General features: G+C 58.1%; 12 protein-coding genes. 9 read left to right on the forward strand and 3 right to left on the reverse strand.

The window, feature by feature from the left end; all coding sequences use genetic code 11:
• Nucleotides 1–99: 99 nt before the first annotated feature.
• Complete coding sequence (locus AC1Q6I_RS12605) at nucleotides 100–867, forward strand: FCD domain-containing protein (protein WP_024077454.1); 768 nt, start codon at nucleotides 100–102, stop codon at nucleotides 865–867.
• Between the two features lie 35 nt (nucleotides 868–902).
• Here the strand turns inward: AC1Q6I_RS12605 and smpB are convergent, their stop codons facing one another.
• Nucleotides 903–1385 (reverse strand): SsrA-binding protein SmpB, encoded by a 483-nt coding sequence (smpB, locus tag AC1Q6I_RS12610; RefSeq protein ID WP_024077453.1) that lies wholly within the window; start codon nucleotides 1383–1385, stop codon nucleotides 903–905.
• A 168-nt stretch (nucleotides 1386–1553) separates the two neighbouring features.
• On the opposite strand from smpB, the gene AC1Q6I_RS12615 reads away from it, so the two are divergent.
• Nucleotides 1554–1988 carry a type II toxin-antitoxin system RatA family toxin gene (locus AC1Q6I_RS12615; protein ID WP_024077452.1) on the forward strand — a complete coding sequence of 145 codons (435 nt, stop codon included), beginning with the start codon at nucleotides 1554–1556 and terminating at the stop codon, nucleotides 1986–1988.
• On the forward strand, nucleotides 1981–2283 hold the full coding sequence (locus AC1Q6I_RS12620; RefSeq protein WP_102623722.1) for an RnfH family protein: 303 nt from the start codon (nucleotides 1981–1983) through the stop codon (nucleotides 2281–2283). The genes AC1Q6I_RS12615 and AC1Q6I_RS12620 overlap by 8 nt, the downstream gene beginning before the upstream one ends.
• A gap of 66 nt (nucleotides 2284–2349) precedes the next feature.
• Here the strand turns inward: AC1Q6I_RS12620 and AC1Q6I_RS12625 are convergent, their stop codons facing one another.
• Nucleotides 2350–2877, reverse strand: a complete 528-nt coding sequence (locus AC1Q6I_RS12625) for an outer membrane protein assembly factor BamE (protein WP_024077450.1) — start codon at nucleotides 2875–2877, stop codon at nucleotides 2350–2352.
• Nucleotides 2878–2975: 98 nt separating this feature from the next.
• On the opposite strand from AC1Q6I_RS12625, the gene fur reads away from it, so the two are divergent.
• Nucleotides 2976–3380: a ferric iron uptake transcriptional regulator gene (fur, locus tag AC1Q6I_RS12630; RefSeq protein ID WP_024077449.1), complete on the forward strand. Its 405-nt coding sequence runs from the start codon at nucleotides 2976–2978 to the stop codon at nucleotides 3378–3380.
• Nucleotides 3381–3464: 84 nt separating this feature from the next.
• Here fur and recN read toward each other — a convergent pair whose 3' ends face one another.
• On the reverse strand, nucleotides 3465–5138 hold the full coding sequence (recN, locus tag AC1Q6I_RS12635) for a DNA repair protein RecN (protein WP_024077448.1): 1674 nt from the start codon (nucleotides 5136–5138) through the stop codon (nucleotides 3465–3467).
• 254 nt (nucleotides 5139–5392) lie between these two features.
• On the opposite strand from recN, the gene grpE reads away from it, so the two are divergent.
• From grpE to carA, 5 genes are all read left to right on the forward strand, one after another.
• A complete protein-coding gene (gene grpE, locus AC1Q6I_RS12640) occupies nucleotides 5393–5953 on the forward strand; it encodes a nucleotide exchange factor GrpE (protein WP_024077447.1) in 561 nt (186 codons plus the stop codon).
• Nucleotides 5954–6055: 102 nt separating this feature from the next.
• Nucleotides 6056–7972: a molecular chaperone DnaK gene (gene dnaK / locus AC1Q6I_RS12645; RefSeq protein ID WP_024077446.1), complete on the forward strand. Its 1917-nt coding sequence runs from the start codon at nucleotides 6056–6058 to the stop codon at nucleotides 7970–7972.
• A 317-nt stretch (nucleotides 7973–8289) separates the two neighbouring features.
• The gene (gene dnaJ, locus AC1Q6I_RS12650; protein WP_024077445.1) at nucleotides 8290–9414 is read left to right on the forward strand and encodes a molecular chaperone DnaJ; all 1125 of its coding nucleotides are present in this window, start codon (nucleotides 8290–8292) and stop codon (nucleotides 9412–9414) included.
• A gap of 10 nt (nucleotides 9415–9424) precedes the next feature.
• The gene (gene dapB / locus AC1Q6I_RS12655) at nucleotides 9425–10231 is read left to right on the forward strand and encodes a 4-hydroxy-tetrahydrodipicolinate reductase (RefSeq protein ID WP_024077444.1); all 807 of its coding nucleotides are present in this window, start codon (nucleotides 9425–9427) and stop codon (nucleotides 10229–10231) included.
• 258 nt (nucleotides 10232–10489) lie between these two features.
• Nucleotides 10490–11626, forward strand: coding sequence for a glutamine-hydrolyzing carbamoyl-phosphate synthase small subunit (carA, locus tag AC1Q6I_RS12660; RefSeq protein WP_024077443.1), 1137 nt, complete (start codon nucleotides 10490–10492; stop codon nucleotides 11624–11626).
• Nucleotides 11627–11723: the final 97 nt, after the last annotated feature.

An 11723-nucleotide genomic window follows, 5' to 3' on the forward strand; every position in this document is an offset into this window, starting at 1 on the left:
TGATCGGATGAATCGAGAGCGCTCTGATAGGTGCCGCAAGTGCGGCGATAGGCCAGAATAGAGGCCCCGGCGAGTGGTCGGGATCGTGGAGAGTGAGTTATGGGGTTTGATCAGGTGCGTCAGCGCCGTTTGTCTGACGATATTGTCGAGCAGCTTGAGGGCATGATCCTTGAGGGCACGCTCAAGTCGGGCGAGCGCTTGCCGGCCGAGCGCGCTTTGGCTGAGCAGTTTGGGGTTTCGCGCCCGTCGCTGCGCGAGGCGATTCAGAAGCTGGCGGCCAAGGGGTTGTTGGTCAGCCGCCAGGGTGGTGGCAATTATGTGGCTGAGTCCTTGGGCTCGACGTTCAGCGATCCGCTGCTGCATCTGCTGGAGAACAACCCCGAGGCTCAGCGTGATCTGCTGGAGTTTCGCCAGACCCTTGAAGCCTCTTGCGCTTACTACGCGGCGTTACGTGCTACCGAGGTCGACCGCGAGCGGCTGACGGCTGCTTTTGAAGCGCTGCAGGATTGTTATGCGCGCGACGATAAAGTGAGCCGGGCCGAGGAGGGGGCTGCTGATGCGAGGTTCCATCTGGCCATTGCCGAGGCGAGCCACAATGCAGTCTTGTTGCACACCATTCGCGGTTTATTCGATCTGCTCAAGCGTAACGTGGTCACCAATATCGGCGGGATGTACCAACAGCGCACGGAAACCCGCGACATGCTGATCAGTCAGCACCGGGATCTGTACCTGGCGATTATCGAAGGGCGGGCCGAGCAGGCGCGCGAGGTCTCAACCCGTCACCTGCTGTATGTGCAGGAGGTGTTGGAGGAAGTGCGTCAGGAAGTTCAGCGTATGGCCCGGGCGGAGCGACGCAAGGGCATGTAGCTTGGGTGGGCACCCAAGCTACGGCGTCACAAGGATTATTCTTCCTTGCCCTTGTTGCGCACGGCACGATGCAGTTCACGATTGGAATCGCGTTCGCGCTCGGTGTCACGCTTGTCGTATTCCTTCTTACCCTTGCCCAGGGCGATCTCGCACTTGACCAGGTGCTTGCTCCAGTACCAGGACAGGCAGACGCAGGCATAGCCTTTCTGCTGTACGGCGGCAGCCAGCTTGTCGAGTTCGCGGGCATTGAGCAGCAGCTTGCGTGTGCGTACCGGGTCGGCAATCACGTGAGTGCTCGCGGTAGTCAGCGGGGTGATATGACTGCCCAGCAGCCATGCCTCGCCATCCTTGAGCAGCACATAACTGTCGACCAGTTGCAGCTTGCTGGCGCGCAGACTTTTTACTTCCCAGCCGGCCAGGACCAGACCAGCCTCGAACCGATGTTCGATGAAGTAATCGTGTCGCGCCTTTTTATTTTGCGCGATGGTCCCTGTGGGGTGTTTCTTTTGTTTAGCCATAGGGGCGGCATTATAGGGAGTTGCGAGCGTGTCGGCTACGGTCAACCTGTGTGCTTGAGCGTGTTGGACGAATCCCGGACAATGCCGGCAGTTCTTTGGTTTTTTTCTCTCGCGGATCGGGCTGTTCTTTCGCGATGTTTGCCGCTCAGCTGTGGAAGTAACGCTCACATGACGACGCATATTCAACGTTCGGCCCTGCTGCCTTATCCGGCTCAGGCGCTTTATGACCTGGTCAACGACGTGGCGCGTTACCCGGAATTCCTGCCCTGGTGCTCGACCGCTGAGGTGAAGGAGAGCAGTGACGAACACATGGTTGCCAGTGTTGGCGTGGCCAAGGGGGGGCTCAGTCAGCACTTTGTTACGCGTAATGTGTTGGTTCCGGGAAAATCCATCGAGATGAACCTGCAGGAGGGGCCCTTCACTCAATTACATGGTGTATGGGTATTCAAGGCCCTGACCGAGAAAGCCTGCAAGATCAGCCTTGATCTGTCGTTTGATTACGCTGGCCCCATTGTGCGGGCAACGCTGGGGCCTCTGTTCAATCAGGCGGCCAATACTCTGGTGGACGCGTTCTGTGAGCGGGCCAAGCAACTGCATGGTTGAGATTGAGGTGGTGCATGCCGCCGTGGATCGCCAGGTGTTGCTGACGGTGAAGGTGCCGGCGGGGACTAGTCTGCGAGCGGCGGTCCAGGCGTCGGGGATCGGATTGCAGTTTTCTGGGTTGGACCTTGCTGGTTGCCCCTTGGGTATATTCGGTAAGGTCGTGGCGGACGCCGATGTGCGCGCCGTTCAGCCGGGTGACCGTATCGAGATTTACCGCCCCTTGCTGGCCGACCCTAAAGAGGTGCGCCGGCTGCGTGCGGCCAAGGCAGCGCTGGCCAGGAAGCAGGGGGCGTAGGCTTGCCGATTACCGATAGGCAACAAAAAGCCCGGCACGCCGGGCTTTTTGTTGAGCGCCGCAAACTTACTGCGGGCTGGTATCCAGAGGCTGTGGCGTTGGGACTGGAACAGTTTGCACGCCGTCGACGTCCTTCTGGATCTTGTCGAGCAAGGAGCCGGGCTTGGCCGGTACCTCGGACTTCGGCTTCTCGCTTTCCTGCGCAGGCGCAGTCACGTTGGTACCGTTGTCTTTGCCCAGCAAGGCTTCATCACGGCTTACACCGGGCATGAAGTCACCGGACAGGCTGACGAGCTGGTCATTGCCATTGAAGATGACGCTGACGCGCTCCTGCTGGCGTTCACCGCCACCAGGCTGGATGCTGTATAGATAATCCCAGCGATCGGCATGGAAAGTGTCAGTCAGCAGGGGATTACCCATGATAAACCGTACTTGCCGTCGGGTCATTCCCGGACGTAACTGGTCTATCATGTCCTGCGTGACGACATTGCCCTGCTGGATGTCGATTTTGTAAACCCCGGGGAATGAACAACCGGCGAGTGCGAGCAGTCCCACAAAGGTGAAACTGGTTAGCAAGAGCTTGGTGTTTTGCATCGGTGGGCGACTTCCACTATCTTGGCTGGGACAACGTAAACGCCGATCATACCCGTATTAAGAGAAGCTGCGAAGCAGCATCCGCGAGAAAGCTAACCATGGTTGAAAATAGCGAACTACGCAAAGCCGGTCTTAAAGTGACTCTGCCACGAGTCAAGATTCTACAAATGCTCGATTCTGCTGAGCAGCGCCACATGAGTGCCGAAGATGTTTACAAGGCGCTGATGGAGTCTAATGAGGACGTTGGCCTGGCCACGGTTTACCGTGTGCTGACCCAGTTTGAAGCCGCAGGGCTGGTGGTTCGTCATAATTTCGACGGCGGTCATGCGGTGTTCGAATTGGCTGACGGTGGTCATCACGACCACATGGTTGACCTGGATACCAATGAGGTTATCGAGTTCACCAGTCCGGAAATCGAGAAGCTCCAGAAGGCTATCGCCGAAGAGCATGGTTTCGATTTGGTGGACCACAATCTGGTGCTGTACATCCGTAAGAAAAAGTAAAATTCGACGCAGACGTGTTCTGCAAACGAATGAAGGCGACCCTAGGGTCGCCTTCGTGCTGTCTTAAGAAAGGAAATGTTCGGCTTAGGCTTTCGCAGCCACGACCATTTTTTTCGCGTGAGCCAAGGACTCCTTGGTCAAGTCGATACCGCCCAGCATGCGCGCCACTTCTTCCACTCGCTCTGACTTGTTCAGCTTGGACACAGCGGTATGGGTCTTATCGTTGCCTCGCACTTTATGCACAAACAAGTGCTGATGCCCTTGGGCGGCCACTTGCGGCAAGTGGGTCACCGTCAGCACCTGGCCGCGATCCCCCAGGCGACGGAGCAATTGACCCACGATTTCGGCGGTCGGCCCGCCAATGCCAACGTCCACCTCATCGAATACCAGCGTCGGGACGCGTGAAGTCTGGGCCGTAATCACCTGGATCGCGAGGCTAATCCGCGAAAGCTCACCCCCCGAGGCCACTTTTGCCAACGCTTTGAGTGGTTGTCCAGGGTTGGCGCTGACCAACAGTTCCACCTGCTCAAGGCCGTGGGGTTGCAGTTCATCGCTGGTATTGGTGTGCAGTTCAATGCTGAAGCGCCCACCCGGCATGCCGAGGCGCTGGATTTCCTGCTCTACAGCACTGGCCAGGCTGGTCGCTGCCTGCTGGCGAAGATCGCTCAATTCGCGAGCCTTCTCCTGGTAATGGCGAGCGAAGGAGGCGAGTTCGTCGCCCAGCCGCTCAATGGATTCGTCGTTCGCGTTCAGGGTTTCGATTTCATCCAGCAGTTTCTGCTGCATGGCCGCCAATTCGGTAGGCTGGATTCTATGTTTGCGCGCCAGGGTGTAGATGGTGTCCAGGCGTTCTTCTATTTCCTGCAAGCGTGCTGGGTCGGCGTCGAAGTGATCAAGGAAGCGGTTGAGTTCGCCCACGGCCTCCTCGACCTGGATCTGCGCACTGGTCAGCAGGGTGGTGGCCTCGTTCAGCGAGCCGGACGCATTGTTCACGCTGGATAGCCGATTGAGGCTGGCCGTCAGCGCGTTGAGTACATTGCCCGAATCACTTTCACTGCATTGCTCTACGACTTGCCTGCAAATAGCCAGTAGCGTTTCGGCGTTGGTGAGGTTCTTGTGTTCCTGTTCGAGCTGTTCCAGCTCGGTTTCGCCAAGGCCCAGGCTTTCGAGTTCTTCGAGCTGATAGCTGAGCAGTTGATGGCGCGCGCGTTGTTCGTCGCCGGAGTTGGAGAGTCGCTCCAGTTCCAGGCGGGTCTGGCGCCAGCGTTGGGCGGCCAGGAGAACCTGGCGGGCGAGGTCTGTGGCGCCGGCGTATTCATCGAGCAGGCGGCGATGGGTGTCGGTTTTCAGTAAGGATTGGTGTTCGTGCTGGCTGTGGATATCGATCAGCAGCTCACCCAGGGCCTTCAGGTCGCCAAGGGGGCAGGGGGTGCCGTTGATATAGCCGCGGGAGCGCCCTTCGGCCGTGATGACTCGGCGCAAAATGCAGGGGCCTTCATTATTAAGGTCGCGTTCGGCGAGCCAGGCTTCCGCCTCGGGGATGTCCGCCAGGTCGAAGGTGGCCAGGATGTCGGCCTTGTCCGCACCGGGGCGCACTACGCCGCTGTCGGCACGGTCGCCGAGGGCCAGGCCCAGGGCGTCGAGCATGATCGACTTGCCGGCGCCGGTTTCGCCTGTGATTACGCTCATCCCGCGATCCAGTTCGAGATCCAGATGTTCAACGATGGCGTAGTTATGTACGGACAGGTGCACGAGCATGACGGCCGCTCCCAGGCTTTAGGTCTGGTTATTTATACAGTGTTTTGTTCTGGGCTGACAATCCTGACGCTTAGCTCGATTTGCTTGAATGTGGGATTTTTTTAGTGCGATGGGGAATGAGCGTGCAGGAGTTGATCTGGAGCAATTGAAAGACTTTTGGTAAGGCTTGCGCCCTTGAACCTGGAAATTGTGGCCCCATATACCGGAACAGAAGCGCGAGTTGAGTTCGCGCATGATTTTGAAAGGAGAAATCTATGGCTGACGAACAGACGCAGGATACGCAAACTCCAGACGCCAATCCGGCGGCCGGTGATGAGCTGGCGACCCGTGTACAAGTGCTCGAAGAGCAATTGGCCGCTGCGCAGGATCAGTCTTTGCGTGTTGCCGCCGATCTGCAGAACGTCCGCCGTCGTGCCGAGCAGGACGTGGAGAAGGCTCATAAATTTGCGCTGGAAAAATTCGCCGGTGATCTGTTGCCGATCATCGACAGCCTGGAGCGTGGGCTGGAGTTGTCTAACCCGGATGACGAAAACATCCGTCCGATGCGCGAAGGGATTGAGCTGACCCTGAAAATGTTCCAGGACACCCTGAAGCGTTATCAGTTGGAAGCTATCGATCCACAAGGCGGCGAGCCGTTCAGCGCCGAGCATCACCAAGCCATGGCCATGCAGGAAAGCCATGACCTGGAGCCTAACAGCGTGTTGAAAGTGTTCCAGAAGGGTTACCAGCTCAATGGTCGCCTGTTGCGCCCGGCAATGGTGGTGGTGAGCAAGGCGCCAGCACCTGTTGCACCTTCTATTGATGAGCAGGCTTGAAATTTGCCGTAAGGCCCCCATCTATAAGTCAAGCGATTAAGTGCTACCGCAGTTAGCTACCACTGCTGCGGCATCCAAATTCAAGTTTCGGGAGAGTAAATCATGGGCAAAATTATCGGTATCGACCTGGGGACCACCAACTCCTGCGTCTCTGTGCTGGAAAACGGCGTTGCAAAAGTTATCGAAAACGCCGAAGGCGCGCGTACCACGCCGTCGATCATTGCTTACGCCAACGACGGTGAAATCCTCGTTGGTCAGTCGGCCAAACGTCAGGCTGTGACCAATCCGCATAACACCCTGTACGCGGTGAAGCGTCTGATCGGTCGTAAGTTCGAAGAAGAAGTCGTACAGAAAGACATTAAGATGGTCCCTTACAAAATCGCCAAGGCCGATAACGGTGACGCCTGGGTTGAAGTAAACGGCCAGAAAATGTCGCCGCCGCAAATCTCGGCTGAAATCTTGAAAAAGATGAAGAAAACTGCCGAAGACTACCTCGGTGAAGCGGTGACCGAAGCGGTGATCACCGTTCCGGCCTACTTCAACGACAGCCAGCGCCAGGCGACCAAGGATGCCGGCCGCATCGCGGGCCTGGACGTTAAACGTATCATCAACGAACCCACTGCCGCTGCACTGGCTTACGGCATGGATAAGGCCAAGGGCGATCACACCGTCATCGTTTATGACCTGGGTGGCGGTACCTTCGACGTTTCCGTTATCGAGATCGCTGAAGTTGACGGCGAGCACCAGTTCGAAGTGTTGGCCACCAATGGTGACACCTTCCTCGGTGGTGAAGACTTTGACATTCGTCTGATCGACTACCTCGTTGACGAATTCAAGAAAGAAAGCGGCATGAACCTTAAGGGTGACCCGCTGGCCATGCAGCGCCTGAAAGAAGCCGCTGAGAAAGCCAAGATCGAGCTGTCTTCCGCTCAGTCGACCGACGTTAACCTGCCGTACATTACTGCAGATGCTACCGGTCCTAAGCACTTGAACGTGAAGATCTCGCGCGCCAAGCTGGAAGCGCTGGTTGAAGACCTGGTTCAGCGCACCATCGAGCCTTGCCGTATCGCGCTGAAAGACTCTGGTATCGACGTTGGCGCGATCAACGACGTGATCCTGGTTGGCGGTCAGACCCGTATGCCACTGGTTCAGAAGCTGGTTACCGAGTTCTTCGGCAAGGAAGCACGTAAAGACGTGAACCCGGACGAAGCGGTTGCCATGGGTGCTGCGATCCAAGGTGCGGTATTGGCCGGTGACGTGAAAGACGTGCTGCTGCTGGACGTGAGCCCGCTGACCCTGGGTATTGAAACCATGGGTGGCGTGATGACGGCGCTGATCGAGAAAAACACCACGATTCCTACCAAGAAATCGCAAGTGTTCTCGACTGCCGATGACAACCAGGGCGCCGTGACCATCCATGTGTTGCAAGGTGAGCGTAAGCAGGCTGCGCAGAACAAGTCCCTGGGCAAGTTCGACCTGGCCGAGATTCCACCAGCACCACGTGGCGTGCCACAAATCGAAGTGACCTTCGACATCGACGCCAACGGCATTCTGCACGTAGGCGCCAAGGACAAGGCCACCGGCAAGACTCAATCGATCGTGATCAAGGCCAACTCCGGCCTGTCCGAGGAAGAAATTCAGCAGATGATTCGCGATGCTGAAGCCAACTCCGAAGAAGATCGCAAGTTCGAAGAGCTGGCCGCTGCGCGTAACCAGGGTGATGCCCTGGTTCACTCGACACGCAAAATGGTCGCTGATGCTGGCGATAAAGTAACTGCCGAAGAGAAGGCTGCGATCGAAGCTGCCGTGGTTGCCCTGGAAGCCGCCGTTAAAGGTGACGACAAGGCTGCCATTGAAGCCAAGGTTGAGGAACTGTCGAAAGTTTCCGCGCCAGTTGCCCAGAAAATGTACGCCGAGCAAGGCCAGCCAGCTGAAGGCGCTGCGCAACACGCAGAGCCTGAAGCCAAGCACGACGACGTTGTCGATGCCGAGTTCGAAGAAGTCAAAGAGCAGAAGTAATCTGCTTGGCCGGTTGACCGCTATCAAGCGGTGACTGGTAGGATGTCGCCGCGCGGGAGCTTGCTCCCGCGTTGGTGTGTCTGGGGTATGCGAATTTTTACAGCATGCGACAACGTTCGGATGCTGGCGGTGTGATCGGGAATGCTCCTGCTTCCTGGGCGACAGTCACCGCGTTTTTGGCCGGGTCCCTGGCTGAAAGCAGTTATGACCAGGATCGCTGAATTGACGTGAGTTGGGTCCGGGCCTGTATTGGGGCTCAACGAGTTTGGCAGGGCTCAGGAGGGTCTGGCCGAACGTCCTTAAGAGTGCAAAGACTTATGGCAAAGCGTGACTATTACGAAGTATTGGGTGTGGAGCGTGGCTCCAGCGAGGCGGACCTGAAAAAGGCTTACCGTCGCCTGGCGATGAAGCACCACCCGGACCGTAATCCGGATAACAAAGAATCCGAAGAAATGTTCAAAGAGGCCAACGAGGCCTACGAATGCCTGTGTGATCCCAACAAGCGTGCGGCCTACGACCAGTATGGTCACGCCGGCGTCGACCCGAGCATGGGTGGCGGCGGAGCCGGCTTCGGCGGTCAGAACTTCTCCGATATTTTCGGCGATGTGTTCAGTGACTTCTTCGGCGGCGGCCGCGGTGGCCAGCGGGGTGGTGCCCAGCGGGGCAGCGACCTGCGCTACACCCTGGAGCTGAACCTGGAAGAAGCCGTGCGCGGCACCAGCGTCAATATCCGCGTGCCGACGCTGGTCAACTGCAAGCCGTGCGACGGTTCGGGGGCTAAGAAAGGCTCCTCGCCGATCACCTGCCCGACCTGTGGCGGTATCGGTCAGGTGCGCATGCAGCAGGGCTTCTTCTCGGTGCAGCAGACCTGCCCGCGTTGCCATGGGCAGGGCAAGATCATTTCCGATCCGTGCGACTCCTGTCACGGCGAAGGCCGCGTCGAAGAGTACAAGACGCTGTCGGTGAAGGTGCCTGCAGGCGTGGATACCGGCGATCGCATTCGTCTGTCGGGCGAAGGCGAGGCGGGGACGCAGGGTGGTCCGACGGGCGACCTGTATGTGGTGATCAATGTGCGCGAGCACTCGATCTTCCAGCGCGACGGCAAGCACCTGTTCTGCGAAGTGCCGATCAGCTTTGTCGATGCAGCCCTGGGCGGTGAGTTGGAGATTCCGACGCTGGATGGTCGGGTCAAGCTCAAGATTCCTGAGGGGACGCAGACCGGTAAGCAGTTCCGTATCCGTGGCAAGGGCGTTGCGCCGGTGCGTGGTGGTGGTGCCGGTGACTTGATGTGCCGTGTGGCGGTGGAAACTCCGGTCAACCTGGGTCGTCGTCAGCGAGAGTTGCTGGAAGAGTTTCGCAGTTCGTTGGAAGGTGATGACTCCCATTCGCCGAAGACCACGGGCTTCTTCGATGGCGTGAAGCGCTTCTTCGGCGACCTGTAAGGAGTTGAGTATGCGACGTATAGCCGTAATGGGCGCTGCCGGGCGCATGGGCAAGACGCTGGTCGAGGCGGTGCAGCAGCGATCGCCGGCCTCCGGGTTGACGGCGGCGATCGTTCGCCCTGGCAGCACGCTGATTGGTGCGGATGCGGGTGAATTGGCCTCGTTGGGGCGCATTGGTGTGTCGTTGTCCGGCAATCTGGAGCAGGTGGCTGATGAGTTCGACGTACTGATCGACTTCACCCTGCCGGACGTGATGCTGAAGAACCTGGCGTTCTGTCGCAAGGCAGGCAAGGCCATGGTGATCGGTACGACGGGCTTGAGTGCGGAGCAGAAGCAGTTGCTGGTGGCGGCGGGCAAGGATATTCCGATCGTGTTTGCCGCTAACTTCAGTGTGGGTGTGAACCTTTCGCTCAAGCTGCTTGATCTCGCAGCTCGCGTGCTGGGGGATGAGGCGGATATCGAAATCATCGAGACCCATCACCGGCACAAGATCGATGCGCCCTCGGGCACCGCGTTGCGTATGGGGGAGGCTATTGCCGATGCGTTAGGTCGCGACCTGTCGAAAGTGGCGGTATACGGCCGTGAAGGTCATACCGGCGAGCGTGCGCGTGACACCATCGGCTTCGCTACCGTTCGCGGTGGTGATGTAGTTGGCGATCACACTGTGTTGTTCGCATCCGAAGGCGAGCGCCTTGAAATCACGCATAAGGCGTCCAGTCGCATGACGTTTGCCAAGGGGGCGGTACGTGCTGCGCTCTGGTTGGACGGTCGCGAGCCGGGGCTTTACGACATGCGCGATGTGCTGGATCTGCACTAATCGATAGCTAAAACGGGGCTTCAGGATTATCCTGAGGCCCCGTTTTACCCGCTAAGCGACGTCCTGTCGCATTCTCCTGCCTTTAAGGCTCATTAGCGGTGGACCAAAAAAGCCTTTTTCTGTAAGCTACAGCTTTAGTGTGTCCACTAAAAGCGCGCAGAATAATTCAGTGAAGAAGCGGGGTGACGTGTCCATACGTCACTCCGCTTTTTTACAACCTGCGATCGCCCTTTCAGGCTTTATTTACGGGAGGTCTTCTTGACTAAGCCAGCCATACTCGCCCTTGCTGATGGCAGCATTTTTCGCGGCGAAGCCATTGGAGCCGACGGTCAAACCGTTGGAGAGGTAGTGTTTAACACTGCCATGACCGGCTATCAGGAAATCCTTACCGATCCTTCCTACGCCCAACAGATCGTGACCCTGACCTATCCGCACATCGGCAACACCGGTACTACACCGGAAGACGTCGAGTCTGATCGTGTCTGGTCGGCGGGCCTGGTGATTCGTGACCTGCCTCTGGTTGCGAGCAACTGGCGTAATACGATGTCGCTATCCGATTACCTGAAAGCCAACAATGTTGTGGCGATCGCCGGTATCGATACGCGCCGTCTGACACGCATCCTGCGTGAAAAAGGTTCGCAGAACGGCTGCATCATGGCCGGTGACAATATTTCCGAAGAAGCAGCGATCGCCGCAGCGCAAGGTTTCCCTGGCCTCAAGGGCATGGACCTGGCGAAAGTCGTCAGCACCAAGGAACAGTACGAGTGGCGCTCCACTGTCTGGGACTTGAAGACCGACAGCCACGCGACCATCGACGCGGCTGATCTGTCGTATCACGTGGTCGCCTATGACTACGGCATCAAGTACAACATCCTGCGCATGCTGGTCGAGCGTGGTTGCCGCGTGACCGTGGTGCCGGCGCAAACCCCAGCCAGTGACGTGCTGGCCCTGCAACCGGATGGTGTGTTCCTGTCCAACGGCCCCGGTGACCCTGAGCCATGCGACTATGCCATCAAGGCCATCAAGGACGTTCTGGAGACCGACATTCCGGTGTTCGGTATCTGCCTGGGGCATCAACTGCTGGCCCTGGCCTCTGGCGCCAAGACCTTGAAAATGGGGCATGGCCATCACGGCGCCAACCACCCTGTGCAAGACCTGGATACTGGCGTTGTGATGATCACCAGCCAGAACCACGGTTTCGCGGTGGACGAAGCGACTTTGCCGGGTAATGTCCGCGCGATTCACAAGTCGCTGTTCGACGGCTCCCTGCAAGGCATCGAGCGCACCGACAAGAGTGCGTTCAGCTTCCAGGGCCACCCTGAAGCGAGCCCGGGCCCGAACGACGTAGCGCCGCTGTTCGACCGTTTCATCAATGAGATGGCCAAGCGACGCTGACTGAGTGGCTTGCGGGCGGCCCCGAATGTCGGTGGCCCCCGCAGGCTCTTCAAGGATTGTTCAAGACGGCTTGCCGACTGACCTGCGGATTTGAGTG

It is taken from the genome of Pseudomonas sp. MPR-R2A5 (assembly GCF_058793055.1).

Coding starts and splice junctions, on each gene's coding strand:
- dnaJ (WP_024077445.1), top strand. CDS start 8,290: ATGGCAAAGCGTGACTATTACGAAGTATTGGGTGTGGAGCGTGGCTCC.
- grpE (WP_024077447.1), top strand. CDS start 5,393: ATGGCTGACGAACAGACGCAGGATACGCAAACTCCAGACGCCAATCCG.
- fur (WP_024077449.1), top strand. CDS start 2,976: ATGGTTGAAAATAGCGAACTACGCAAAGCCGGTCTTAAAGTGACTCTG.
- AC1Q6I_RS12615 (WP_024077452.1), top strand. CDS start 1,554: ATGACGACGCATATTCAACGTTCGGCCCTGCTGCCTTATCCGGCTCAG.
- AC1Q6I_RS12605 (WP_024077454.1), top strand. CDS start 100: ATGGGGTTTGATCAGGTGCGTCAGCGCCGTTTGTCTGACGATATTGTC.
- AC1Q6I_RS12620 (WP_102623722.1), top strand. CDS start 1,981: ATGGTTGAGATTGAGGTGGTGCATGCCGCCGTGGATCGCCAGGTGTTG.
- AC1Q6I_RS12625 (WP_024077450.1), bottom strand. CDS start 2,877: ATGCAAAACACCAAGCTCTTGCTAACCAGTTTCACCTTTGTGGGACTG.
- recN (WP_024077448.1), bottom strand. CDS start 5,138: ATGCTCGTGCACCTGTCCGTACATAACTACGCCATCGTTGAACATCTG.
- dapB (WP_024077444.1), top strand. CDS start 9,425: ATGCGACGTATAGCCGTAATGGGCGCTGCCGGGCGCATGGGCAAGACG.
- smpB (WP_024077453.1), bottom strand. CDS start 1,385: ATGGCTAAACAAAAGAAACACCCCACAGGGACCATCGCGCAAAATAAA.
- dnaK (WP_024077446.1), top strand. CDS start 6,056: ATGGGCAAAATTATCGGTATCGACCTGGGGACCACCAACTCCTGCGTC.